This is a genomic window from Nocardiopsis sp. LDBS0036, assembly GCF_041228755.1.
Taxonomy (GTDB): Bacteria; Actinomycetota; Actinomycetes; order Streptosporangiales; family Streptosporangiaceae; genus Nocardiopsis; species Nocardiopsis dassonvillei.
Genome location: NZ_CP141103.1, coordinates 6,233,067 through 6,258,143, shown reverse-complemented (window position 1 = coordinate 6,258,143; position 25,077 = coordinate 6,233,067). Strand labels below are relative to the sequence as shown.

22 protein-coding genes are annotated in these 25,077 nt (G+C 72.8%); 11 read left to right on the top strand and 11 right to left on the bottom strand.

Annotated features, from left to right (window positions below):
• Positions 1-220: 220 nt before the first annotated feature.
• Positions 221-1,213 carry a hypothetical protein gene (locus tag UIS43_RS26590; protein ID WP_370012005.1) on the top strand — a complete coding sequence of 331 codons (993 nt, stop codon included), beginning with the start codon at positions 221-223 and terminating at the stop codon, positions 1,211-1,213.
• A 158-nt stretch (positions 1,214-1,371) separates the two neighbouring features.
• On the opposite strand, the gene coaE is transcribed toward UIS43_RS26590, so the two are convergent.
• The 5 genes from coaE to polA all read right to left on the bottom strand — a co-directional run bounded on the left by coaE (position 1,372) and on the right by polA (position 7,898).
• The gene (gene coaE / locus UIS43_RS26585) at positions 1,372-1,974 is read right to left on the bottom strand and encodes a dephospho-CoA kinase (protein ID WP_013152014.1); all 603 of its coding nucleotides are present in this window, start codon (positions 1,972-1,974) and stop codon (positions 1,372-1,374) included.
• 48 nt (positions 1,975-2,022) lie between these two features.
• The gene (locus UIS43_RS26580) at positions 2,023-2,541 is read right to left on the bottom strand and encodes a GNAT family N-acetyltransferase (protein WP_013152013.1); all 519 of its coding nucleotides are present in this window, start codon (positions 2,539-2,541) and stop codon (positions 2,023-2,025) included.
• 161 nt (positions 2,542-2,702) lie between these two features.
• Positions 2,703-4,193 carry a 30S ribosomal protein S1 gene (gene rpsA, locus UIS43_RS26575; RefSeq protein ID WP_013152012.1) on the bottom strand — a complete coding sequence of 497 codons (1,491 nt, stop codon included), beginning with the start codon at positions 4,191-4,193 and terminating at the stop codon, positions 2,703-2,705.
• Positions 4,194-4,622: 429 nt separating this feature from the next.
• On the bottom strand, positions 4,623-5,066 hold the full coding sequence (arfB, locus tag UIS43_RS26570) for an alternative ribosome rescue aminoacyl-tRNA hydrolase ArfB (protein WP_019610210.1): 444 nt from the start codon (positions 5,064-5,066) through the stop codon (positions 4,623-4,625).
• A gap of 45 nt (positions 5,067-5,111) precedes the next feature.
• Positions 5,112-7,898 carry a DNA polymerase I gene (gene polA, locus UIS43_RS26565; protein ID WP_370012004.1) on the bottom strand — a complete coding sequence of 929 codons (2,787 nt, stop codon included), beginning with the start codon at positions 7,896-7,898 and terminating at the stop codon, positions 5,112-5,114.
• 134 nt (positions 7,899-8,032) lie between these two features.
• Between polA and UIS43_RS26560 the strand changes: the two genes are divergently transcribed.
• Both UIS43_RS26560 and UIS43_RS26555 read left to right on the top strand, forming a co-directional pair.
• Positions 8,033-8,461 (top strand): hotdog fold thioesterase, encoded by a 429-nt coding sequence (locus UIS43_RS26560; RefSeq protein WP_013152009.1) that lies wholly within the window; start codon positions 8,033-8,035, stop codon positions 8,459-8,461.
• A 526-nt stretch (positions 8,462-8,987) separates the two neighbouring features.
• Positions 8,988-10,235: an ABC transporter substrate-binding protein gene (locus UIS43_RS26555; RefSeq protein ID WP_013152008.1), complete on the top strand. Its 1,248-nt coding sequence runs from the start codon at positions 8,988-8,990 to the stop codon at positions 10,233-10,235.
• 226 nt (positions 10,236-10,461) lie between these two features.
• On the opposite strand, the gene UIS43_RS26550 is transcribed toward UIS43_RS26555, so the two are convergent.
• The 5 genes from UIS43_RS26550 to UIS43_RS26530 all read right to left on the bottom strand — a co-directional run bounded on the left by UIS43_RS26550 (position 10,462) and on the right by UIS43_RS26530 (position 14,824).
• Positions 10,462-11,562 carry a glycerate kinase gene (locus tag UIS43_RS26550; protein ID WP_041552378.1) on the bottom strand — a complete coding sequence of 367 codons (1,101 nt, stop codon included), beginning with the start codon at positions 11,560-11,562 and terminating at the stop codon, positions 10,462-10,464.
• Between the two features lie 52 nt (positions 11,563-11,614).
• Positions 11,615-12,214: a hypothetical protein gene (locus UIS43_RS26545; protein ID WP_013152006.1), complete on the bottom strand. Its 600-nt coding sequence runs from the start codon at positions 12,212-12,214 to the stop codon at positions 11,615-11,617.
• A gap of 148 nt (positions 12,215-12,362) precedes the next feature.
• Complete coding sequence (gene htpX, locus UIS43_RS26540; RefSeq protein WP_071621636.1) at positions 12,363-13,286, bottom strand: zinc metalloprotease HtpX; 924 nt, start codon at positions 13,284-13,286, stop codon at positions 12,363-12,365.
• Positions 13,287-13,766: 480 nt separating this feature from the next.
• On the bottom strand, positions 13,767-14,045 hold the full coding sequence (locus tag UIS43_RS26535) for a hypothetical protein (protein WP_013152004.1): 279 nt from the start codon (positions 14,043-14,045) through the stop codon (positions 13,767-13,769).
• Positions 14,042-14,824: a PspA/IM30 family protein gene (locus UIS43_RS26530; RefSeq protein ID WP_013152003.1), complete on the bottom strand. Its 783-nt coding sequence runs from the start codon at positions 14,822-14,824 to the stop codon at positions 14,042-14,044. The genes UIS43_RS26535 and UIS43_RS26530 overlap by 4 nt, the downstream gene beginning before the upstream one ends.
• A 96-nt stretch (positions 14,825-14,920) precedes the next feature.
• Between UIS43_RS26530 and UIS43_RS26525 the strand changes: the two genes are divergently transcribed.
• The 3 genes from UIS43_RS26525 to UIS43_RS26515 all read left to right on the top strand — a co-directional run bounded on the left by UIS43_RS26525 (position 14,921) and on the right by UIS43_RS26515 (position 17,268).
• Positions 14,921-15,592: a DUF3043 domain-containing protein gene (locus tag UIS43_RS26525; protein ID WP_013152002.1), complete on the top strand. Its 672-nt coding sequence runs from the start codon at positions 14,921-14,923 to the stop codon at positions 15,590-15,592.
• A gap of 162 nt (positions 15,593-15,754) precedes the next feature.
• A complete protein-coding gene (locus UIS43_RS26520) occupies positions 15,755-16,759 on the top strand; it encodes an aldo/keto reductase family protein (RefSeq protein ID WP_013152001.1) in 1,005 nt (334 codons plus the stop codon).
• Positions 16,760-17,139: 380 nt separating this feature from the next.
• On the top strand, positions 17,140-17,268 hold the full coding sequence (locus UIS43_RS26515; protein WP_232238632.1) for a DUF1622 domain-containing protein: 129 nt from the start codon (positions 17,140-17,142) through the stop codon (positions 17,266-17,268).
• A 41-nt stretch (positions 17,269-17,309) separates the two neighbouring features.
• Here UIS43_RS26515 and UIS43_RS26510 read toward each other — a convergent pair whose 3' ends face one another.
• Positions 17,310-17,516: a hypothetical protein gene (locus UIS43_RS26510; protein ID WP_013151999.1), complete on the bottom strand. Its 207-nt coding sequence runs from the start codon at positions 17,514-17,516 to the stop codon at positions 17,310-17,312.
• A 207-nt stretch (positions 17,517-17,723) separates the two neighbouring features.
• Between UIS43_RS26510 and UIS43_RS26505 the strand changes: the two genes are divergently transcribed.
• The 5 genes from UIS43_RS26505 (at position 17,724) to sucB (ending at position 24,881) form a co-directional block, all read left to right on the top strand.
• A complete protein-coding gene (locus UIS43_RS26505; RefSeq protein WP_041552374.1) occupies positions 17,724-18,719 on the top strand; it encodes a bifunctional adenosylcobinamide kinase/adenosylcobinamide-phosphate guanylyltransferase in 996 nt (331 codons plus the stop codon).
• A gap of 137 nt (positions 18,720-18,856) precedes the next feature.
• Positions 18,857-19,615 carry an adenosylcobinamide-GDP ribazoletransferase gene (locus UIS43_RS26500; RefSeq protein ID WP_013151997.1) on the top strand — a complete coding sequence of 253 codons (759 nt, stop codon included), beginning with the start codon at positions 18,857-18,859 and terminating at the stop codon, positions 19,613-19,615.
• Between the two features lie 343 nt (positions 19,616-19,958).
• Positions 19,959-21,458, top strand: a complete 1,500-nt coding sequence (locus tag UIS43_RS26495; RefSeq protein WP_071621634.1) for a leucyl aminopeptidase — start codon at positions 19,959-19,961, stop codon at positions 21,456-21,458.
• Between the two features lie 140 nt (positions 21,459-21,598).
• Complete coding sequence (gene lpdA / locus UIS43_RS26490; RefSeq protein ID WP_013151995.1) at positions 21,599-22,975, top strand: dihydrolipoyl dehydrogenase; 1,377 nt, start codon at positions 21,599-21,601, stop codon at positions 22,973-22,975.
• Positions 22,976-23,078: 103 nt separating this feature from the next.
• Positions 23,079-24,881 (top strand): 2-oxoglutarate dehydrogenase, E2 component, dihydrolipoamide succinyltransferase, encoded by a 1,803-nt coding sequence (gene sucB, locus UIS43_RS26485; protein WP_071621633.1) that lies wholly within the window; start codon positions 23,079-23,081, stop codon positions 24,879-24,881.
• Positions 24,882-25,077: the final 196 nt, after the last annotated feature.

The window sequence follows — 25,077 nt, the reverse complement described above, 5'->3', positions numbered from 1 at the left end:
CGTGTCCCTCACCCCTAACGCTACAGAGCCCCTAGGACATCCCTTCCCGGCCGAGGGCGCGGAGTTACCATCGAGACCAGCGCTCTGCGTCCGAAGCGAGGTGGCAGCCGTGTCACACCCCTCCAGACCGACCTTCGACCCGGGCCTCCCCCCACGCGCGGTCGCGCGTATGAAGGCCCATCCCGAGAGACTGCTCCCGGCCGCGGCCCGTCCTCGGCGCGTGCCCACCTGGCGCCAGGGCGCCGCGGTCACGGCCGCGGGGTGCACCACCCTGGCCGCCGTCGCCCTGCTCTCCCCGGCCGCGGTAGCCGTCCTGGTGGCGCTGCTCTGTCTGGGGACGACCGCGGCCGTCCTCGGCCTGGCCTTGCTCAGGGGCTCCTTCACCGACGACTGGGCCGACCTGGTCATGCACGCCTTCTGGGCCCTGCCCGCCTCCACCGTGGGCGTCCTGGGCGCCCGGATGCTGCTCGACCAGGCGCTCGGGCCGGTCGGCGCCGCCGTCCCCGGCGACCCCGCGACCGCCGCCCTCTACCTGGCCGCCGCCGCGGGCGGCGCCGGGGCCATCCTGCGGCCCGGCATGGTAGCCCGCCTGGCCTCGGAGTACGCCGACCGGTACGTGCTGCCCCAGGACTTCGGCCGCACCCACGGCTACGCCTCCCGCACCGAGGAGCCCGAGGCCCACCTGTTCGCCGCGCTCCAGCAGGCCACCGACCGGGTGGAGGAGGGCGTGCGGGTGCTCGGCGACTCCTTCGACGCCGCCCAGACCCTGCCGCTGCTGCGCGAGGAGGAGTGGAAGCTGGCCCAGGAGCTGCTGAGGCTGCGCTCCCTGCGCAGGGAACTGCTGGTGCGCAGGCGCGAGGCCGTGTCCGAACAGGTCACCCGGGCCCTGCAACCGCAGGAGGAGGCGGTGGCCCGCGCCACCGAGGCGCTCGACGGACGGGTCGGGGTGCTGACCGGTTACGGCGACCGGGTGCACGCGGCGGTGACCGCGCACCGCGAGTGGGAGCAGTGCCAGGAGATCGCCGACCGCGCCGGGGACTACGCCGACCTGGCCCTGTTCTCCGCGCAGGAGCGGGTGCGCCCCCAGGAGATCGACGACAGCCTCCTCAGTGTGGAGGCCGCGCACTCGGTCCGCGAGGAGCTGGTGCGCGAGGCCGTGGCCGCCGGGTCGTCCCTGTCCGAGGTCCTGCACCGCGACCGCGGACGGGAGTGACGGGCGATGCGGCGCCAGGCCGACGGGACCGCGTCGCAGGCGGCCCCGGGCCGATCCGCCGACGCGCGGGCCGGGCGGCGCGGGGACCCGCCGGGCAGGCCGTGGAGGTGGTCGGGGGTGGACGCCGCCGGTCCTCCGGCGGGGTCGGCGAGGGCGCGTTACCGGGCGCGTTCGAGGAGTTCGCGCCAGAGTCCGGCCACCCGCTCCGTCAGCTCCTCGCGGGTGCCGGAGTTGTCCACCACCAGGTCGGCGGCGGCCAGGCGGGTGTCCCGGTCGGCCTGCGCGCGGATGCGGGCCTCCACCTGCTCGCGCGGCATGCCGCGGTTGGCCGTGACCCGCTCCACCCGCACCGCGTCGGGGGCGTCCACCACGACCACCAGGTCGTAGAGCGGTCCCAGGCCGTTCTCCACCAGCAGCGGGACGTCGTAGACCACCACCTCCACGCCGGAGGCCACGGCCTCCTCCATGAGCTGGGCGCTGCGCTCGCCCACCAGGGGGTGCACGATGGCGTTGAGCCTGGTCAGGCTGGCCTCGTCGGCGAAGACGATCTCCCCGAGCCGGGGCCGGTCCAGCCGACCGTCGGGGGTGAGCACCCGATCGCCGAACTCGGCGACGACGGCCTCCAGGCCCGGTGTGCCGGGTTCGACGACCTCCCGGGCGATGGCGTCGGCGTCGACCACGGTGGCGCCGTAGGCGGCCAGTTCGGCCGCGACCGCGCTCTTGCCCGAGCCGATCCCGCCGGTGAGTCCCACTGTGAGCATGTGGGAAACCCTAGACGGCCGCCCGCGTCCGCGTCATGGCGCCCCCGCCTACCGCGCGGCCCGGGCGGCGCCGTCCGCGCGCGCTCCGGCCGGGGTGAGCTCCTTGCGCATGTGCACCATGACCAGGTGCTCGGCGACGCGCTCGCGGGAGGTCTCGGCGTACCCCAGGCCGCGGTAGAGCCGCTGCTGGCCGGTGTCCTGGGCCCCCGCGGACAGGGTGAGCGCGGCCAGGTCGGGGTGGCGCTCGCGCAGGCGGCCCTCCAGGTCGGCGAGCAGCGCCCGCGCGATCCCCCGGCGGCGCAGGTCGGGCACGACCGCCAGGCGGGAGACCACCGCGCTGGTGCCCATCACCCGCGCCCGCACCGAGCCGACCAGTCGGGTTCCGGCGACCGCCTTGAGCATGAGGGTGTCCTCCTGCCCCAGAAGTCTCTCCACCCTCTCCAGGCTCTCGGTGAGGGCCAGCACGAACGGGTCGCCGAAGGCCTGGGCCTCGTCGACGAACGCCGCGCGCTGGAGGGTGAAGACCTCGCCCGCGTCGGCGGGGGCGGCCGGGTGGATGTCGAACACGTCTCCTCCTGAGAGGCCCCTCCGTCGGGGGGCACGCCACGAGCCTAGCCCCCGGCCCCGCCGGTGCCGCGAAACCCGGCCGGGGCCGGGCACGGCGAAGGGCCGCCCCCTCCGGAGAGGGGACGGCCCGAACAGCTTCTCAGCGTGTCCTCGGAGGCTGTTTAGGCCTCGCCACCCGCGAGCTTCTCGCGCAGGGCGGCCAGGGCCTCGTCGGAGGCCAGGGCGCCGCTGGAGGACTCCGAACCGGACGAGCTGCTGCTCTGTCCGCCACCGGTGTAGTCGTCCTCCTCCGCCGGGGCAGGAGCGTTGGCGGCGTCGGCCTCGGCCGCGCGCGCCTCCTCGACCTGCTTGCGGTGCGCCTCGAACCGGGCCTGGGCCTCGGCGTAGCTGCGCTCCCACTCGTCGCGCTGGGCCTCGAAGCCCTCGAGCCACTCGCCGCTGTCCGCGTCGAAGCCCTCGGGGTACTTGTAGTTGCCCTGCTCGTCGTACTCCGCGGCCATGCCGTAGAGGGTGGGGTCGAAGTCCACCTGGTCCGGCGAGACGCTCTCGTTGGCCTGCTTCAGCGAGAGGCTGATGCGGCGGCGGTCGAGGTCGATGTCGATGATCTTGACGAAGATCTCGGTGCCGACCTGGACGACCTGCTCGGGCACCTCGACGTGGCGCTCGGCCAGCTCGGAGATGTGGACCAGGCCCTCGATGCCCTCCTCGACACGCACGAACGCACCGAACGGAACCAGCTTGGTGACCTTGCCGGGGACGACCTGGCCGATCTGGTGGGTCCGGGCGAACTGCTGCCACGGGTCTTCCTGGGTCGCCTTGAGCGACAGGGAGACGCGCTCGCGCTCCATGTCCACGTCGAGAACCTCGACGGTGACCTCCTGGCCGACCTCGACGACCTCGCTCGGGTGGTCGATGTGCTTCCAGGACAGCTCGGAGACGTGCACCAGACCGTCGACGCCGCCCAGGTCCACGAACGCACCGAAGTTGACGATCGAGGAGACCACACCCTTGCGGATCTGGCCCTTCTGGAGGGTGTTGAGGAAGGTCTGGCGGACCTCGGACTGGGTCTGCTCCAGCCAGGCGCGGCGGGACAGGACCACGTTGTTGCGGTTCTTGTCCAGCTCGATGATCTTCGCCTCGAGCTCGCGGCCGACGTAGGGCTGCAGGTCGCGCACACGGCGCATCTCGACCAGGGAGGCGGGCAGGAAGCCGCGCAGACCGATGTCGAGGATGAGGCCGCCCTTGACGACCTCGATGACGGTGCCGGTGACGACGCCGTCCTCCTCCTTGATCTTCTCGATCGTGCCCCAGGCGCGCTCGTACTGGGCGCGCTTCTTGGACAGGATCAGGCGGCCTTCCTTGTCCTCCTTCTGGAGGACGAGGGCCTCGACCTGGTCACCGACGGCAACGACCTCGCCGGGGTCGACGTCGTGCTTGATCGAGAGTTCCCGTGAGGGAATCACACCCTCGGTCTTGTAGCCGATGTCGAGCAAGACCTCGTCTCGATCGACCTTCACGATGGTGCCCTCGACAATGTCACCGTCGTTGAAGTACTTGATGGTCTCGTCGATCGCCGCGAGGAAGGCTTCCTCGGACCCGATGTCGTTGACCGCTACCTGGGGTGTCGAGGTGGCCTCGGTGCTGCTCGTCATGTGTGGGTGGACTCCGGATACGGACAGATTCAGAAAGATGGTCACATCGCGGGTTCGAACCCGTCGATCCGTCGTCCGAGGAGCGGAGCCGAGGCGGCGATGAACCGCCTGGACACCAATCGCCAGGTGCAGGGTGTCGACCGGAGCGGCGCGGTCGCGCCGACCCTCACCGGAGACAGCGGACGCACGCAGGAACCCACAACGCTCCCGCCAGAATATGAGACAAGGGCGTCCTGGTCAATCGGAACCCAGGGCAGCCAACCCGGCGTAGGTCGCAATGGCGGCAATTTACCCGAGCATGGCGGTCAAGATCAACTGGGGGGTAGACCCACGTCCGAACGGGGGTTTCGTCCCCGTGGGACGGTCGCGCCGGCAGTCGGGGGCACCGGAGCGAACCCCGGAGGAAAAAGTGCGAAGGGCCGGTTACGGTCAGTCCGTGGGAGGTTTGGAGCGTGACCGTTTGATGGCGCTCCGTTGCTTCTTGGCGTCCAGGCGGCGCTGCTTGGCCCTGCGGCTCGGACGGGTCGCGCGGCGCTCGCGGGCGGGCGGCGCGATCGCCTCCTCCAGCAGGGCGGCCATCCGCTCCCGGGCCTCGGCCCGGTTGCGCGCCTGCGAGCGGTGGGTCTGCACCGTGACCGTGAGCACGTCCCCGACCAGGCGCCCCCGGAGCCGCTCCAGCGCGCGCTGGCGCCGCGTGCCGCCGAGGCCGGGGCAGGCCGCCACGTCCAACGACAGCGACACCCGGGTGTCGGAGGTGTTGACGTGCTGGCCGCCGGGCCCCGAGGAGCGTGAGAAGCGCCACGTGAGGGCGTCGGCGGGGACGGTGACCGGACCCGCGCTCAGCCCCTCGTCGGCCGTGCTCCGTGTCGTCACCGTCCCCCACCCTTCCGTCGTGCGCGGGCCGCGCGCGGCCCCTGTTCAGTGCGCGGCGTCGTGCCAGTTCTGGCCGCTGCCGACCGAGACGGCCAGCGGCACACGCAGATCATAGGCGGAGCTCATCTCGCGCGCCACGATGTTTTCGACCTCCGCGCGCTCGCCGGGAGCGACCTCCACCACGAGTTCGTCGTGCACCTGGAGCAGGACCCGCGAGGTGAGCCCGCCCTCGGTGAGGGCCGCGTCCACCCGGAGCATGGCCACCTTGATGATGTCGGCGGCCGACCCCTGGATCGGCGCGTTGAGCGCCATCCGCTCGGCCATCTCCCGGCGCTGGCGGTTGTCGCTGGTCAGGTCGGGCAGGTAGCGGCGCCGCCCCAGGATGGTCTCGGTGTAGCCGACCCGGCGGGCCTCCTCGACCACGGCGTTGAGGTAGTCGCGCACCCCGCCGAACTCGGCGAAGTAGTCCTCCATGAGGCGCTTGGACTCCTCCGGCGTGATCCCCAGCTGCTGGGAGAGGCCGTAGGCGCTCAGCCCGTAGGCCAGGCCGTAGCTCATGGCCTTGATCCTGGACCGCGCCTCGCCGTCCACCTGCTCGACCTCGACGTCGAAGATCTGCGCGGCCATCTGCGCGTGGAAGTCGTAGCCGCTGTTGAAGGCGTCGATCAGCGCCTGCTCGCCCGACAGGTGCGCCATGATGCGCAGCTCGATCTGGCTGTAGTCGGCGGTGAGCAGCTCCTCGTAGCCCTCCCCCACGACGAACGCGCGGCGGATGCGCCGCCCCACGTCGGTGCGCACGGGGATGTTCTGGAGGTTGGGGTCGGTGGAGCTCAGGCGCCCGGTCGCCGCCACCGTCTGGTTGAAGGTGGTGTGGATGCGGCCGTCGTCGGCGACGGTCTTGATCAGCCCCTCGACCGTGGTGCGCAGCTTGGTCTGGTCGCGGTGGTGGAGAAGGACCGCGGGCAGCTCGTTGTCGGTCTGGGAGGCCAGCCACGCCAGCGCGTCGGCGTCGGTGGTGTAGCCCGTCTTGATCTTCTTGGTCCTGGGCAGGCCCAGGTCCTCGAACAGCACCTGCTGGAGCTGCTTGGGCGAGCCGAGGTTGAACTCGCGGCCCACGATCTCGTGCGCGCGCTCCACCGCGACCCGGCCCGCCGCGGCGAACTCGCCCTGGAGCTCCTCCAGGTAGGGGCGGTCGACGGCGATCCCCGCGCGTTCCAGGCGCGCCAGCACGTCCACCAGCGGCAGCTCGACCTCGTGCAGCAGGTGGGTGCCGCCGCGCTTGTCGAGTTCGGCGGAGAGCACCCCGGCCAGGTCGCGGGTGGCGCTCGCGCGCACGGCCAGCAGGTGCTGGCGGCCCGAGCCCGCCCCGTCCTCGCCGCCCAGGTCCAGGGTGAGCTGGTCGCCGGAGGAGTCCTCCTCCAGCTCCCGGCCCAGGTACTTGCGGCACAGGTCGGCCAGGTCGAAGCGGCGCTGCCCCGGCTGGACCAGGTAGGCGGCCAGGGCGGTGTCGCTGACCACCCCGCCCAGCTCCCACCCGTGCGCGCCCAGGGCCAGCAGGGCGCCCTTGTACTCGTGCACGGCCTTGGGGCGGCGGGGGTCAGCCAGGAAGTCCGCCAGCGCCTCGGTGTCGGCGGGGTCCAGGGCGGTGGGGTCGACGAACACGGCGTCGCCGGAGGGCACGCTGATCGCCAGCGCGTCCACCCGGCCGGTGCCCTGTCCCCAGGCGCCGTCCAGGGCCAGTCCGGCGGGGGCGGTGGGCGTGAGGGTGTCGGAGGCCGCGTCGTCGGGGGCGGCGTGCGCGGCCAGCCAGGGGGCCAGCTCGCCGGTCCCGGCCACGGTCAGTTCGACGCGGAAGCCCTCGACCGCCTCGGTCCCCGTCTCCCCGGAGCCGTCCTCGGGCAGGCGGACGACGGCGTAGAGGCGCTCGCGCAGGTTGGAGGCGAACTCCAGGTTGTCGAAGAGCGCGTCGATCCCGGTGCGGTCGGCCTCGCCCAGGGCCAGGGCGGTGACCTCCGCGTCCAGCTCCACGTCCGTGGCCAACCGGTTGAGCCGCTGGTTGCGCAGGACGTCGTCCAGGTGGTCGCGGAAGCTCTGCCCCGCCTTGCCGGTGAGCTCGTCGGCGTGGGCGACCAGCTCGTCCAGGGACCCGTACTTGGTGATCCACTTGGCGGCGGTCTTGGGGCCCACGCCCGGCACACCGGGCAGGTTGTCGGCCTTCTCCCCCACCAGCGCGGCCAGGTCGCGGTAGCGCTCGGGGGTGACCCCGTACTTGTCCTCGACCGCCGCGGGGTCCATCCGCCGCAGGTCCGACAGGCTCTTGCCCGGGTACAGGACCGTGCAGGAGTCGGTGACCAGCTGGAAGGCGTCGCGGTCGCCGGAGGCGATGAGCACCTCCATCCCGGCCTCGCCGCCCTGGTGGGCCAGGGTGGCGATGACGTCGTCGGCCTCGAACCCCGGGGCGGACAGGTTGGCGACGCCGATCAGCCGCATCAGGTCCTGGGTGAGCGGCACCTGGGAGGGGAACTCCGGCGGGGTGTCGGAGCGGCCGTCCTTGTACTCGGCGTACTCCTCGTGCCGGAAGGTGGGGCCGGACAGGTCCCAGGCCACCGCGACGTGGGTGGGCTCCTCGTCGCGCAGCAGCTTGACCAGCATCGACGCGAAGCCGTACACGGCGTTGGTCGACTGCCCGGTACTCGTGCCGAACTTGTCCACCGGGAGCGCGAAGAACGCGCGGAAGGCCATCGAGTGGCCGTCCAGGAGGAGGAGCCGGGGGCGCCTGCCGCCGTCGCCGCTCCGGGTTGTCTGGTCGGGGGTCTCTCGCTTGGTCACCACAGGTGAATCCTAGGATGCGACGGAGACACTTCGCGGCCATACCGCGAGGGCAGTGACACGACGGCGTGGACTCCGCCCCGGTCCGGCGCGGCCCGGGCCCGGCCGCGGCGGGGCCCCGAGGAGGCGGAGGGCACATGACGACGGACTCCGAGGCGATGCGGCGGATGCTCGGCACGGGCGCGCTCGCGGGCGGCCTGGGCGAGCGCATGGGCATCGAGGTGACGGAGGCGTCCGCCGAGCGCGTGGTGGGCCGGATGCCGGTGGAGGGCAACGTCCAGCCGTTCGGGCTGCTGCACGGCGGCGCGTCGTGCGTGCTGGCCGAGACCCTGGGGTCGATCGGCGCCACGGCCCACGCCTCCCGGTTCGGCAAGGTCGCGGTCGGTATCGAGATCAACGCCACGCACCACCGCTCGGCCACCGAGGGGCACGTGACCGGTGTGGCCACGCCCGTGCACCTGGGCCGGACGCTGGCCACGTGGGACATCACCATCACCGACGACGGGGGCCGGAAGGTGTGCACCTCCCGGCTCACGTGCATGCTGCGCGAACTGCCGGGGGCGTAGTAGCGGGTCCGGCCTCCGGGGAGTGCTCCGGCGCGTCCGCGGTCGTGTCCCGGAGCCGCTGACGGCGGTTCCGGGGCGGGCACTGCGGGCGGGTCCCTCAGGGGTGGCCGTCCCTTCTGCTCGGCGTATAGCGGTCAAGGGTTTTCTCGTTTTAAGGAAGGACCGCTTCACACCCGCGTGTAGTACGCCTGTGGCTTTCCTCCGGCCCGGCCGCCGCCCTTGACGGCCGGGCCGCGTCATGCCTGATCACCGCGACACTTCGCTACCCCCCGAGCACGGAAAGCTGTGATCTGTACAGAGACGAAACGCCGGATGTCAATGATGACTACAGAGCCATAACAGCCTGACGGCGAGTCGGCACCAACGCCCCTTCCGTCCTTTCCGCGCCAGAACTTTCATGATTAAGCTCCGCTAACGCTCCTGATTAAGTCATGCCACACATCACGGACATTCAGGACGCGCATGCTCATGGCACGGCTGCCCCGCGCAGCACGTGCTTCGCCGGTTGAACGGAGTGACCACGATCATGGCTAGCAAGAAGGTCCTAGGCCTCACTGCCGCAACCGCGGCCCTCGTCCTCGGCCTGACCGCGTGTGGCAGCGACGGGGGAGAGGGAGGCGGCGGCGGTGAGGGCGGTGAAGAGTTCACCTACGGCATCCTCTACCCGCAGACCGGCAACCTCGCCTTCCTCGGCCCGCCCCAGATCACGGCCGCCGAGTACGCGATCTCCGAGATCAACGCCGCGGGCGGCATCCTCGGCACCGAGGTCCCCGCCATCGTCGAGGGCGACGAGGCGGGCGACAACGCCCAGGCCAACGAGGCCGCCAACAACCTCGTCTCCGACCAGGTGAACGCCGTCATCGGCGCCGCGGCCTCCGGCATGACCCAGGCGACCTACGACACCATCACCGGTGCCGAGATCGTCCAGTGCTCGGGCTCCAACACCGCCGCCGAGCTGAGCGAGATCGAGGACAACGGCTACTACTTCCGCACCGCGCCGAGCGACCTGCTCTCCGCGGTCGTGATGGCCCGCACGATGGTCGAGAACGGCAACCAGAACATCGCCATCGTCGCGCGCGCCGACGACTACGGCGGCGGCTACGCGGGCGCCCTCCAGACGGAGCTGGAGAACCTGGGCGCCCAGGTCGTGGTCAACGAGACCTACGACCCGCTGGCCACCACCTTCGACTCGGTCGTCAACAGCGTCACCACCGAGGAGCCGGACGCCGTCGCGCTCATCGCCTTCGAGGAGGGCGCGCAGGTCATCGCCCAGCTCCTGGAGGGCGGCACCGAGGGCGAGCAGCTCTACGTCACCGACGGCCTCAACGACCCGAACCTGGGCGAGACCGTCAGCGCCGACAGCCCCGAGAGCGTCACCGGCATCACCGGTATCGCCCCGAGCGCGGACAACCCCGAGTTCACCGAGGGCCTGACCAGCTTCAACGAGGAGCTGGAGGTCTTCCAGTTCGCCCCGCAGGTCTACGACTGCGTCACCGTGATCGCCCTGGCCGCCGAGGCCGCGGGCAGCGTGAACCCGTCCGAGTACGTCGCCGAGCTGCCCAACGTCAGCCGTCCCGAGGGCACCGAGTGCGGCACCTTCGAGGAGTGCCGCGACCTGCTGGCCGACGGTGAGGAGATCAACTACCAGGGCGTCAGCGGCAACATCGACTTCAACGACAACGGCGACCCGACCGCCGCCACCTTCGAGATCTTCCACTACGGGGAGGACGGCCACGAGATCCTGGCCTACGAGGAGCACTCCCTGGAGGAGTAGCGGCAACGGCTCGTGGCGGCCCCGCCGCACACGGCCCGGTCCCTGACGACACACGCGAAGCGGCGCCCCGGGAGCGGGTTCTCCCGGGGCGCCGCTTCGCGTGTGCGCGCCCCGCGGCACAGGGGCGCGGGACGAGCGGGGGGACCTGGGAGGGGGCGGGGGGCGACCCGCCCCCTCCGTGTCCGACGGGCTCCGGTCCCGGCCGGGGCCCGGCGTCACCGGGGGTTCAGCGGGTCCAGCGGCGGGCGATGTCGGCGGCCAGGGCGCGCAGTTCGTCCGCGGAGCGGGTCATGGCGGCCTCGACCGAGCCCGAGGACTCCACGAGGGAGTAGGTCTCGGTGATCCCGGCGGCGGCCGCCTCGGCGCGGCCGACCTTGACCGCGCCCGCGGTCACCACGCAGGGGACGCCGTGCTTGTTGGCGGCCTGGGCGACGCCGTGGGGCAGCTTGCCGCGCAGGGACTGGGAGTCGAAGGAGCCCTCGCCGGTGATGACCAGGTCGGCCTCCGAGAGGCGCTCGGCCAGGCGCACGGAGTCCAGGACGCGGCTGATGCCCGACTCGACGGTGCCGCCGAGCAGGAGCAGGGCGAAGCCCAGGCCGCCCGCGGCTCCGGCACCGGGGGTGTCGCGGACCTCGCCCCCGGGGTCGACGCGGTCGGCGAAGGCGTTGAGGGCGGCGTCCAGGCGCTGCACCTGGTCGGGGTCGGCGCCCTTCTGGGGCCCGAAGACGGCGCTGGCCCCGTGGATGCCCAGCAGGGGGTTGTCGACGTCGGTGGCGGCGACGATACGGACCCCGGCCACGGCCCGGCGGGCCGCGTCGAGGTCGACGTCCCCGGGGTCGGCCAGGGGGCCGCCGCCGTGGCTCAGGCGGTCGGCGGGGGTGGCGCCCAGGGCGGCCAGGAGACCGGCTCCGGCGTCGTTGGTGGAGCTGCCGCCGAGTCCGACGACGACGGTGCGGGCGCCGGAGCGGACCGCGTGGGCGACCAGCTCGCCGACGCCGCGGGTGGTGGTTCGGCCGGGGTCGCGGTCACCGGAGGGCACCAGGTGCAGGCCGCAGGCCTGGGCGCTCTCCACGTAGGCGGTGTCGCCGTCCAGGAGGTACTCCGCGGTCACGGGCGCGCCGAGGGGGCCGGTCACCTCGGTCCGGTGCACCTCGCCGCCGAGGGCCGTGTGCAGGACCTCGACGAAACCGGGGCCGCCGTCGGAGAGCGGCAGCAGGTCCGTCGTGGCGGAGGGATCGGTCCGGTGCCAGCCGTCGGCGACCGCCTGCGCGGCTTCGAGGGCGGAGAGGGTACCGGCGAACTTGTCAGGAGCGATGAGGATACGCACCGGACCAGTGTGCCAGGCCACATTTCTCCCGGCGCGGGGTACCCCCCGCTGGTCAGAGGCCGGGCGCCCCGTAGACGGGGAACCAGCGGGAGCGGTCCTCCTCCAGGGGCAGGTCGCGGCCGATGGCGGCCTCGGCCTGGAGTTCCAGGGCGTTGTCCCTGCGGCCGCCGTCGCCGACCGGGGCGAAGGGGTAGAAGGTGCCGCGCTTGTAGAGGTAGACCAGCCCCAGCGAGCGCGTGCCGTCGGTGAAGCCGACCAGGGAGCACAGGAGGGAGGGCCCGTAGCCGTTGGCCTCCAGGGTGGAGTTGACGGCGTGCAGGTCGGTCACCAGGCCGGTGATGTCGGGGTCGGCGGACCCGTCCGGGCCCCGGGCCGGGTCGGCCGCACGGACCACCAGCCAGGTGTAGCCGTAGTCGTCGGTGACCTGTTCGACGGGCGTCCCCCCGTCGGCGTCGAGCAGCTCGGTGACGTCGCGTTCCAGGTCGGCGAAGGCGGCGCCCTCGGTGGGTCTGAAGGCGACGGAACCGGTGCCGGTGGGCGTGAAGCCCGCGGCGGCCCGCAGGGTGACCGACGCCGAGGGCAGGCCGAACAGGGCGTCGAGGTCGGGCTGGGCCGGTTCGGAGCGCCCGAACAGCGCTCGCCAGAAGCTCATCGTGGCCGGTCCTCTCTCGTGGTCGTGTCGATTGCGCGCGGACCGGATCGACGCCGTGTCCGCCAGGGCGGATCGGTGCGGCCGCCGCCCCCCTCCCGGGGCGACGGCCCGGCGCGGCCGTCCCCTCCTGCGGCCTCCCCGGACGGGGTCAGCGCCCCTGCCCGAGCTGGCGCGAGATGTCGGACAGCTGCTCCAGCCGCTGCTGCACCGGCGGGTGGGTGGCGACCAGCTGGCTGAAGCTGAACCCCTCGCGGGAGGAGGCCGGGGCGAAGAAGAAGGCGTTGAACGGCTCAGCCTGGCGCAGGTCGCGGGTGGGGATGCGGGACATGTCCCCGGTGATCTTGGTCAGGGCGCTGCCCAGCACGGACGGGCGCCCGGTGAGGTAGGCGGCGGCGCGGTCGGCCGACAGCTCCCGGTAGCGCGACAGCGCCCGGGTGAGCAGGAAGCTGAGCGCCCAGGCCACGGCGCTGACGGCCACGACGAGCAGGGCGACCACGGCCGGTGCGGGCCCGTTGTTGTTGTTGCCGCGCGTCGCCCCGGCGAACATCGCGAAGCGCAGCCCGGCCTGGGTGAGGAACCCGGCCACGATGCCGAGGAACCCGGCGACGGTCATCACCATGACGTCGCGGTGGGCGATGTGGGACAGCTCGTGCGCCAGGACCGCCTCCAGCTCGGGGCCGTCGAGGCGGCGCATGAGGCCGGTGGTCACGCACACGACCGCGGACTTCTCGTTGTGCCCGGTGGCGAAGGCGTTGGGCACGTCGGTGTCGGCGATCCCCACGCGGGGCTTGGACATGTCCGCCATGGCGCACAGCCGGTCGATGAGGGCGTGCAGCTCGGGAGCCTGCTCCGGGGAGACCTCCTTGGCGCCCATGGCGAACATGGCGATCCTGTCGGAGGCGAAGTAGCTGAACAGCGCGAACCCGGCGACGATGAGCAGCACCAGCCACACGTTGAGGCCCACGAGGACCAGCCCGACGACGAAGGCCGCGTAGACGAGGACGAGCAGGCCCATGGTCGTCACCATGCGGGTGGTCAGCCCCCGGTCAGGTCTGAACTTGGATCCGGCCATGCCGCAGTCCCCTCCGCCGACGCGTCGACTGTCTCGGAGTGTAGTTCGCCCAGGTGGGAAAGGGTATGAGGTGGTCCGACCGCCGCGTGTTCACCGGCCCCGCCCCGCCCGCTCCCGGCCCCGCCGGCGCGGCCGCCTCGGCGGACCGTCCCCCACGCGCACCGCGGGTCCCCGTGTTCTCCCTTTCCCCTCCACCACGTCCAACGGGCGGGGGTCCCGCCGAGGTTCCTGGACCGGGGGCGACGCACGCCACACGAGGCCTGCCGCAGGCCTGCCGCGTACGCCCCGGACCTGCGCTCCGGGCGGGCGCGTACGCCCCCGGGCACGCGAAAGCCGCCGTGACACGTGGTCACGGCGGCCTGGAAACGCGCGCGCAGGCACCGAGCGCCGCAACGGCCGACCGGGATCCGGCCCGCCGTGCGCACTCACCGGTCCGGGCACACCTGGACGGAGGCGGTGCGCCGGACGGAGGACCCGGTCCTAGCCGGGGATGAGACCGTCGTCCTGGAGCATCTCCCGCACCTCTTCCATGGTGGCGTCGGCGTGGGGGAGGATGAACTGCGAGGGCTCCAGCGCGTCGGGCGGCAGCGGCCGACCGTCCTCGCGGACCCTCTCCAGGAGGTCGTGCAGGGCACGGCGGAACGTGGCCTCGTCGCCCGACTCGATCGCCGACTCCAGCGCGGAGTCGAAGGAGTTGAGCAGCTCCAGGTCGGCGTCGGTGAGGTCGAGCTGACCCTCACCCATGATGCGGACGATCACGCGCCCTCCCGGTTACCGGTGCCGCCGGTGTTACCGGCGCCGTTGCCGCCCTCGATCTGGGGGGTGGAACCGCCGCTGCCCTGGCCGAGCTCCATCTTCATGCGCTCCAGCTCGGCCTCGACGCCGGTGGTGCTGGCCATGCGGTCCAGCTCGCTCTGGATGTCGTCCCTGGCGGTGCCGGTGACGTCGTCGAGCGCGCCGGAGGCGAGCAGCTCGTCCACGGCGCCCGCGCGGGCCTGCATCTCGGCGGTCTTGTCCTCGGCGCGCTGGACGGCCATGCCGACGTCGCCCATCTCCTCGGAGATGCCCGAGAAGGCCTCGCTGATCTGCGTCTGGGCCTGGGCGGCGGTGTAGTTGGCCTTGATGGTCTCCTTGCGCGTGCGGAAGGCGTCCACCTTGGTCTGGAGGCGCTGGGCCGCCATGGTGAGCTTCTGTTCCTCGCCCTGGAGGTTGGCGTGCTGCCCGCGCAGGTCCTCGATCTGCTGGGACAGGCCGGAGCGGCGGGTCAGGGCCTCGCGGGCGAGGTCCTCGCGCCCCTGCGTCAGGGCGGCGCGGCTCTGGTTCTCCAGCTTGCCGGACTGCTGCTCCAGCTGCTGGATCTGGAGCTCGACGCGCTTGCGGGAGGTCGCGACGTCGGCCACACCGCGCCGCACCTTCTGTAGAAGCTCGAGCTGCTTCTGGTACGAGTAGTCGAGCGTTTCCCTTGGGTCCTCGACCGAGTCCAAGGCCTTGTTGGCCTTGGACCTGAAGATCATCGAAAGTCGCTGAAACACGCTCATCGGCGTGGCCGTCCCCTTCTCGGTGCGTACATCGGCTGTTCCCAGCGGGCGCTTTGCCCAACCCTACGCGCTCTGGCCCGCGGTCGCCATAAAGCTATGACCGGCTACCCTGTGGGTGTGTTCCGACGTCGCTCCGCTTCCGCAGCCACGGATCCGGCCTCCGCCGAATCCGCCAGCCCTGAGGCCACTGAGTCCACCCAACCTAAGGGATACACGCCCAAGAAGGGTGTTCCCACCCCAAAGCGCAGGGAATCCGAGCCCAACCCCCGCCGACCGCTCAAGGCGCCCGAGACGCGCAAGGAGGCCTACCAGGCCTACCGGGACCGTCTTGACCGCCAACGCGGCAGGGGCACCGCGAGTTCCGCGATCAAGGGCGTGCCCAAGGACGAGGCCCGCTACTACCGGCAGCAGGACCTCGGCGAGGCCCGGGCGTTCGCCCGCGACTTCGTCGACTCGCGCCGCAGCGCCAGCGAGTTCTTCCTGCCGTTCTCGATCCTGATCATCGCGCTGCTGTTCATCAACATCCCGATGTTCCAGATCGGCGTGGCCTACGTCCTGTGGCCGCTGATGATGGTCACCATCATCGCCGAGGGCGTCATGGTGGGCCGCACGGTCAAGAGGCGCGCCGCCGAGTACTTCCCCGACGACCCCGCCGTCAAGGGCATCGGAATGTACGCGGCCATGCGCCAGCTCCAGTTCCGCCGCCTGCGCCTGCCCAAGCCGCGGCTCAAGGTCCGCGAGGACCCCACGCCCCGCCGCGCGCACTGACGGCTCCCATCACCGCCTCCCCCGACGACGTGAGCCCGGGCCGGTCCCAGCACCGGCCCCTCACTCCCCGCCGAGCCCCCGCTCCCCTCCGGTTGGGAGCGCTTCCACCCGCACGGCGTAGAACCTCGCGAACGGGCACAATCCCCTACTAGAGTGCTCGACATGGAATTTCGGCATCTGGGCAACAGCGGTCTCATGGTCAGCGAGATCGCCTACGGGAACTGGATCACGCACGGATCCCAGGTGGAGGAGGACACGGCCAGGGCCTGTGTCCGCGCGGCGCTGGACGCGGGTATCACCACGTTCGACACCGCCGACGGCTACGCCGGGGGCAGGGCGGAGGAGGTGCTCGGCCGCGCGCTGAAGGGCGAGCGCCGGGACGGGCTGGAGATCTTCTCCAAGGTCTTCTGGCCCACGGGTGAGGGCAAGAACGACCGGGGTCTGTCCCGCAAGCACATCGTCCGCAGCGTGGAGGACTCCCTGCGCCGCCTGGGGACCGACTACCTGGACCTGTACCAGGCCCACCGGTTCGACTACTCCACCCCGCTGGAGGAGACCGTGCGGGCCTTCGAGGACCTGGTCCGCCAGGGCAAGGTCCTCTACGTCGGCGTCTCCGAGTGGCGCGCCGAGGAGATCGAGCAGGCGCTCAAGATCGCCGACGAGATGGGCTTCGACCGCATCGTCTCCAACCAGCCGAAGTACAACATGCTGTGGCGGGTCATCGAGACCGAGGTCGTTCCGCTCTCCGAGCGCGAGGGCGTCGGCCAGATCGTGTGGTCGCCGATCGAGGGCGGCGTCCTGAGCGGCAAGTACAAGCCCGGACAGGAGCTGCCCGCCGGTTCGCGCGCCGCCGACCCCGGCGGCGGCCGCTTCCTGAGCGACCAGATGAAGGACCAGGTCATGCTGGAGCGCGTGCAGCGGCTGGAGCCGCTGGCCGCCGAGGCGGGTCTGACGCTGGCGCAGCTGGCCGTGGCCTGGGTGCTCCAGAACCCGAACGTGTCGGCCGCGATCATCGGCGCCTCCCGCCCCGAGCAGGTGGAGGGCAACGTCAAGGCCGCGGGGGTCAGGCTGGACGCCGAGCTGATGGCGCGGATCGACGAGGTCCTGGGCGACAGCGTCCAGCGCGACCCGGCGCTGACCAGGAGCCCCGAGAACATCCGCGGCTAGCCGCGCCCGGGCGGTGTTCGGCGCCGAGGGCCCGGCCGTCCCCAGGACGGCCGGGCCCTTCCGTGTTCCGGGCACCCCTCCGCGCGGCCCCCGGTGTCGCCCCCGCCCGACCTGGGTAGCTGCCGGTCCGCACGCACGCGGCACGGAGGGGGCTCCATGGACATCGCGCACGTCATCGAGGCGGTGGGCACCGCGGTCGACGTCGCCGGGGTCGGCGTCATCGTCGTCGGGGCCCTGGGCGCGACCGCGCTGTTCCTGTACCGGTGGGTGAGCGGGCACGGGCTGGACGCGGCCTACCGGCCCTACCGGCAGGGGCTGGGCCGGGCGATCCTGCTGGGCCTGGATTCCTCGTCGCCGGGGACATCATCCGCACGGTCGCGGTGTCGCCCACCTTCGCCAGCGTGGGGGTGCTCGCCGGGATCGTCCTCATCCGGACCTTCCTCAGCTTCTCCCTGGAGGTGGAGAACCGCTGGCCGTGGCAGGGCCGCTCCCTCACCGGCACCGGCTGACCCGCCGCCGGAGGCCTTCGCGGCCCCCGGGCGGACGGGCGCTACTCGACGGGCTCCAGGGACATCGCGTAGACCTCCGTGTCTCCGTCGAGCAGGGCGACGCGTCCCACGCCGCCCTCGGCGAGCTCCTGCCAGTTCTCCCCCAGCCAGCTCTCCGCGTCGCCGCGCGAGGTGAACGACTCCGAGGGCAGGTCCTGCCCCAGCGGGTCGGCTCCGTCGGCCTCGAAGTACCGCCAGGTCCACGCCATGTTCGACCGCCCCTTCGTCACGGAGGTCACAGCGCCGGTCACCGTGATCCTGGCCCGAGCTTAACCAAGCCTTGGCGGAGGATGCTGTTTACTTTTTCGGTGCGTATCCGATTTCTCGGGACTGCCGGGCACTCGGGGTGGCCCGCCCCCCAGTGCACCTGTGCCTCCTGCAACAAGGCCCTCTCCGAGCGCCGCCTGCCCCTGCGCGTGACGGTGGACGACCGTTTCCGCGTCCGTGAGGCGGGGGTGGTCGGCCCGGTGCCGCCGGGGTACTCGGTGAGCCCGACCCCCGACGGCGTCCTGGTCGAGGGCCCCGACGGGGGCAGGCTGATGTACGCGCGCACGGGCCCGGGGCCCCTGCCCGGCGTCCCCCCGGCGGAGGCGCGCGCCGAGGGCTCCTCCGGCTACTCCTCCGCCCGCCCCGACCAGCAGGTGGACATGGTCATCGTGGACGCCGCGCAGCGCCCGGAGGTCATCGGCGAGCTGCGCCGCTCGGGGGTGATCGGGGTGACCACGGCCGTCGTCGCGGTCGGCGGCGACCACCGCGTCCGCTCACCCGAGGAGTTCGCCCGCCGGGCCCGGCTGTGGGGCGCCCTGGTGCCGGGCGACGGGCAGGTCCTGTCGTGCCCTCCGGCGGTGTGGCCGGAGTCGCGGCCGCGCGGGCCGCACCGGACCCTGGTGACCGGGGGCGCGCGCTCGGGCAAGTCCACCGAGGCGGAGCTGCGCCTGATGTCGGAGCCGAAGGTGCTGTACGCGGCGACCGGTCCGGAGCCCGACCCGGACGCGGACCCCGACTGGGCCGACCGGGTGGCCCGGCACGTGCGGCGCCGCCCCTGGTGGTGGCGCACCGAGCAGACCACCGACCTGGCCGCGCTGCTCAAGGGCGCCCGGGGCGCGGTCCTGGTGGACTGCCTGGGCACCTGGCTGACCCGGGTGATGGACGGGGCGGGGCTGTGGGAGGACAGCCCGCCGCCCGACGCGGAGGAGGAGGTGGAGGCGGCGGTCCACGGGCTGCTGGACGCCTGGCGTTCCACCCAGGCCTACGTCGTGGCGGTCACCAACGAGGTGGGGTCGGGTGTGGTGCCCGCGACCCGTGCCGGGGGGCTGTTCCGCGACCACCTGGGCCGGTTGAACCAGTGGGTCGGCGCCGAGTCCGAGGACGTGGTGCTGGTGGCAGCGGGCCGCGTCCTGGAGCTGCCGTGAGCGGTGCCGCCGGCCCCCCTCCACGTGACCCCGCGCCGGACGGGCCTCCCCCGGAGGGCTCGTCTTCGGACGGGCCCGTCCCGGGCGGCTCCCCCTCCGTTCCCTCCCGGGCCGCGGACGCGGTCGCGGGAGCCCGGATGGCGCTGGGCACGTTCACCGTGTTCCCGGTGCGCGCGGGGCGGCTGGACCGCCGCGTGGCCGGGTGGGCGATGGTGTGGGCGCCCGTGCTGGGCGCGCTCCTGGGCGGCCTCACCGGCGCGGCGGCCGTGCTCGGGACGGCGGTCGGCCTGTCCGCCGCGCTGGCCGCGCTGCTGGCCGTCGGGCTGGGCGCGCTGCTGACGCGGGGGCTGCACCTGGACGGCCTGGCCGACCTGGCCGACGGGCTGGGCAGCGCGCGTCCCGCCGAGGGCGCCCTGGAGGTGATGCGCCGGTCCGACATCGGTCCGTTCGGCGTGGTCACCCTGGTGATCGTGCTCGCCGCGCAGACCCTGGCCCTGGGCCAGCTGGCGCAGGCCTCGGCCGAGGCGGCGCTGACGGGCGCGGCGACGGCCGGGGCCGCCGGGCGGCTGGCCGTGGCCCTGGCGTGCACCCCGCGCGTGCCCTCGGCGCGGCCCGAGGGCCTGGGGGCGTTCGTGGCGGGGACCGTGCGCCTTCCGGGTGCGCTGCTGGCCGCCGTCCCCGCGCCGCTGGTGTGCCTGGCGGGCTGGGCGCACGCGCCGGGGTTCGCGCTGGCCTGCGCGCTCGCCGTCGCGGCGGGCCTGCTGGCGGCGGGCCTCCTGCTGCGCCGGGCGGTGCGTCGGCTGGGCGGCGTCACGGGCGACGTGCTGGGCGCGCTGTCGGAGACGGCGGTGACGACGGCGCTGGTCGTGGCCGCGGCGGCCGCGGCCCGGCTGTGAGGACCGGCACGGGGATTCACGGCCCCGGTCGGCGGGCCGCGGGGCGTCCCACCAGGCGGTTTCCTACCGACTGGTAATCGACTTGGGGGTGCCCGATGTCGCGATCATCACATTTTTTCACACAGGTTTCACGGTTCTCGCAGGCGGGAAGGCGGAGACCGCCCCGGAGACGGCCCACGACACCCTTCACCGGCGGCCAGAGGCACCCTCGCCGCGCGCGCGGGTCGGACCCGACCCCGCACACCCCCGGCTCCCGCGACCCCCCGCAGCGCCGCGTCAGGGCCCCCGCGGACCCGGGGCGCCGCGTCCCCGCCGGGCGCGCGGGGCGACTAGCATCGGGGACGTGAGCACGTCGTTGTCAGTAAATACGGAGTCCCCCAGTTCGCTCGACGCCGACGCGGTTGTCGTCGGTTACCACTCCGGAGGCGACGCTCCGGAGCCCGCGTCGGGCGCTCATGACGTCGATGCCGCCTTCTCCGGCGGCCTCGCCCAGACCCTGTCGCTCCTGGGAGCGAGCGGCGCCCCCGAGGAGGTGCACACCCTTGCCTCCCTCGGAGCCGTCAAGGCCCCGGTCGTCGTCGCGGTCGGTCTCGGCCCGGCGCCCGCCGAGGGCCCCGTCGACCCCGACATCCTGTCCCGCGCCGCCGGCGTCGCGCTGCGCTCGCTGACCTCGCGCCCCGAGGGCGCGGGCCGCGTCGTCCTGGCCCTGCCCGCCGGGACCGCCGCCGAGGCCGGCGCCGTCGCCCTCGGAGCCCGCCTGGGCGCCTACGGCTTCGACCGGTACCGCACCGCCGCCAAGGACAAGCGCGCCGCCGAGCTGGTCCTGGCCAGCTCCGCCGGGGACGCCCGGGAGGCCGCCGAGCGCGCCGCCGTCCTGGCCGAGGCCGTCAACCTCACCCGCGACCTGGTCAACACCGCACCGGCCGACCTGGCGCCCGAGGACCTGGCCACCACCGCCCAGGAGATCGCCCAGCAGTCCGGCCTGCGCGTCGAGGTCCTGGACGAGGCCGCCCTGTCCGAGGGCGGGTACGGCGGTCTGATCGGCGTCGGCCAGGGCTCGGCCAACCCGCCCCGCCTGGTCCGCCTGGCCCACAGCCACCCCGAGGCCACCAAGACCGTCGCCTTCGTCGGCAAGGGCATCACGTTCGACTCCGGCGGCCTGTCCCTCAAGCCCGCGGGCTCGATGGACTGGATGAAGTCCGACATGGCGGGCGCCGCCTCCGTGCTGGCCGCCATGCGCGCCATCGCCGCCCTGAACCTGCGCGTCAACGCCGTCGGCTACCTGGCCGTGGCCGAGAACATGCCCAGCGGCACCGCCCAGCGCCCCTCCGACGTGCTGACCATCTACGGCGGCAAGACCGTCGAGGTGCTCAACACCGACGCCGAGGGCCGCCTGGTCATGGCCGACGCCCTCGTGCGGGCGCAGGAGGACGCGCCCGACCTGGTCGTGGACATCGCCACCCTGACCGGCGCCCAGCTGGTCGCGCTCGGCACCCGGGTGTTCGCGGTCATGTCCAACGACGACGAGGCGCGCGACCGGATCGTCGCCGCGGCCGCCGAGGCGGGCGAGGCCTCCTGGCCGATGCCCCTGCCCGAGGAGCTGCGCGCGGGCCTGGACTCCGCGGTCGCCGACATCGCCAACGTGGCGGGCGAGCGCTGGGGCGGCATGCTCTCCGCGGGCGTCTTCCTCAAGGAGTTCATCGAGGAGGGCGTCACGTGGGCGCACCTCGACATCGCCGGTCCGTCCTTCAACCAGGGCGGACCGCACGGCTACACCCCGAAGGGCGGCACCGGCGCGGGCACCCGCACCCTGGTCCGCATCGCCGAGGAGTACGCCGGATAGCACCCGCCCAGGGGGGCGGCCTCCCCGAGCCGGAGCGCCGCCCCTCCCGGCCACCGCGGCCGCGCACACCCTCCCTCCGCCCACGCGGGGCCCGGCCGCGGCCACCACCCATCACCAGCCACAACAAGGAGTTCGTTCCCGTGAGTGAGAGCGGCGGCACCTTCGACCTCGTCGTCCTTGGCGGCGGCAGCGGCGGCTACGCGGCGGCACTGCGCGCCGCGGAGCTGGACATGAGCGTCGTCCTGATCGAGAAAGACAAGCTCGGCGGCACCTGCCTGCACCGCGGCTGCATCCCCACCAAGGCCCTGCTGCACTCGGCCGAGGTCGCCGACTCCGCCAAGGAGAGCGAGAACTTCGGGGTCAAGGCCACGTTCGAGGGCATCGACATCCAGGCCGTGCACACCTACAAGGACAAGGTGATTGGCGGCCTGTTCAAGGGCCTGACCGGCCTGGTCAAGTCGCGCAAGATCACCGTCGTCGAGGGCGAGGGCAAGCTCACCGGCAAGGACGAGGTCACCGTCGACGGCGCCGTCTACAAGGGCCGCAACATCCTGCTGGCCACCGGTTCCAAGCCCAAGACCCTCGGGCTGGACATCGACGGCGAGAAGGTCATGACCAGCGACCAGGCCCTCGACCTGGACCGCGTGCCCGAGTCGGTCATCGTCCTGGGCGGCGGCGTGATCGGCGTGGAGTTCGCCAGCGTGTGGCGCTCCTACGGCGCCGACGTCACCATCGTCGAGGCCCTGCCGCACCTGGTGCCGGTGGAGGAGGAGTCCAGCTCCAAGCTGCTGGAGCGCGCCTTCCGCAAGCGCAAGATCAAGTACGAGCTGGGCACCCCGTTCGAGTCGGTCAAGACCACCGACTCCGGCGTCACCGTCACCCTCAAGGGGGGCAAGACCCTGGAGGCCGAGGTCCTGCTGGTGGCCATCGGCCGCGGGCCGGTCTCGGAGGGCCTGGGCTACGAGGAGCAGGGCATCACCCTGGACCGCGGCTTCGTCCAGGTGGACGAGAACCTGCACACCGGCGTGGGCAACGTCTACGCCGTGGGCGACCTCATCCCCACCCTCCAGCTCGCCCACGTCGGCTTCGCCGAGGGCATCTTCGTCGCCGAGCACATCGCCGGGCAGAACCCGCCCGCGATCGACTACGACGGCGTCCCCCGCGTCACCTACTGCGAGCCCGAAGTCGCGTCCGTGGGCCTGACCACCAAGGTCGCCAAGGAGCGCGGACACGACGTCGTGGAGATGAACTACAGCCTCGCGGGCAACGGCAAGAGCCAGATCCTGCAGACGCAGGGCGCGGTGAAGGTCATCGCCGAGAAGGACGGCCCCGTACTGGGCGTCCACATGGTCGGCAGCCGCGTCGGCGAGCTGATCGCCGAGGGGCAGCTGATCTACAACTGGGAGGCCCTGCCCTCCGAGGTGGCCCAGCTGATCCACCCGCACCCGAGCCAGTCCGAGGCGCTGGGCGAGGCGCACCTCGCGCTGGCGGGCAAGCCGCTGCACGTCCACGACTGACCGCACCACCGGGGGCGGGCCGCGAGGGCCCGCCCCCGCACACATCCGCGCTGCCCATCAAGGGGTTGGGCAGAGACCGCGCCCAGATCCAACGAGGAAACCCATGCCGACTTCCGTTTCCATGCCCGCCCTGGGTGAGAGCGTCACCGAGGGCACCGTCACCCAGTGGCTGAAGAACGTGGGCGACACCGTCGAGGTGGACGAACCGCTCCTGGAGGTCTCCACCGACAAGGTGGACACCGAGATTCCCTCACCCGTCGCGGGCGTACTCACCAAGATCCTCGTCGACGAGGACGAGACCGTGGAGATCGGCGCGGAGATCGCCGTCATCGGCGGTGAGGGCGAGGGCGCCGACGACGAGGGCGGCGCCGAGCCCGCGGCCGAGGAGTCCGCGCAGGAGCCCGAGGAGACCGAGAAGCCCGAGGAGGGGGCCGCCGAGGAGCCCGAGCCGGAGCCCGCCCCCGAGCCCGAGTCCGGGTCCGGCGCGCAGGCCTCGTCCTCCGACCGGGGCCCGACCACGTCGGTGACCATGCCCGCCCTGGGTGAGAGCGTCACCGAGGGCACCGTCACCCAGTGGCTCAAGAGCGTGGGCGACACCGTCGAGGTGGACGAACCGCTCCTGGAGGTCTCCACCGACAAGGTGGACACCGAGATTCCCTCACCCGTCGCGGGCGTACTCACCAAGATCCTCGTCGACGAGGACGAGACCGTGGAGATCGGCGCGGAGATCGCCGTCATCGGCGGCACCGGGGACGAGCCCCCGGCCGTCTCCGAGGGCGCGGCCCCGGCCGAGGCCGAGCCCAAGGCCGAACCGGTGTCGGAGCCCGAGCCCGCCGAGGCCGAGCCCGCCGCGCCCGCCCCGAAGGCCGAGGCCGAGCCCGAGCCCGCCGCGGACCGGGACAAGGACGGCGAGAGCCCGTCCGTGGACATCGGCACCCTCAGCGGCACCGGCCGCGCCTCGGGTACCGACGCCGGGACCGAGGCGTACGTGACCCCGCTGGTGCGCAAGCTCGCCTCCGAGCACGGCGTGAACCTCAGCCGTGTCAAGGGCACCGGCGTGGGCGGCCGCGTCCGCAAGCAGGACGTGCTCAAGGCCGCCGAGGAGCAGAAGGCCGACGCCGCGCGCGCCGCCGCCCCCGCGCCGTCCTCGGCCCCGCGCAAGGGGGCCACCGACACCTCCCTGCGCGGCCGTACCGAGAAGCTCACCCGCCTGCGCCTGTCCATCGCGGACCGGATGGTGGAGTCGCTGCACGTCTCGGCCACGACCACGCAGGTCATCGAGGTGGACGTCACCAAGATCGCCCGCCTGCGCGAGCACTCCGCCGAGCGCTTCGCCGAGCGCGAGGACGTGCGGCTGGACTTCTTCCCGTTCTTCGCGCTGGCCGCGGTGGAGGCCCTGCGCTCCCACCCCAAGCTCAACGCCGTGATCGACAGCGACAAGCAGGAGGTGACCTACCACGACGTGGAGAACCTCGGCGTCTCGGTGGACACCGAGCGCGGTCTGCTGGCCCCCGTGGTCAAGGACGCGGGCAAGCTGGGCCTGGGTGAGCTGGCGCGCAGGCTCAAGGACCTGACCGAGCGCGCCCACACCGGCCAGCTGGGCCCGGACGAGCTGGGCGGCGGCACGTTCACCATCGCCGAGACCGGCTGCACCGGCGCGCTGTTCGGCACGCCGATCATCAACCAGCCACAGGTGGCCATCCTGGGCACCGGCGCGGTCGTCAAGCGCCCCGTCGTGGTCGAGGACACCGCCATGGGCGACGAGGTGATCGCGGTCCGCTCGATGGTGTACCTGTCGCTGGCCCACGACCACCGCCTGATCGACAGCGCCGACGCCGGGCGCTTCCTCCAGAGCGTGAAGGCGCGTCTGGAGGAGGGCGCCTTCGAGGACGACCTGGGCCTGTAGGCCCGGGCCCCGGAGGCCCCCACACCACCCGCCGGGCCGGGTGCCGCGACGGCACCCGGCCCGGCTCGTCCTTTATTGGGGAATGTGTTGTCCGATTTGACCTCAAGACCTGTTGAGGTCCTAGCGTTGACCTGTCCCCTCGGGAGTGTTCCGCGGAGGCTTTCGGATCAGCGAAACGCCCCAAGGAACACGACCC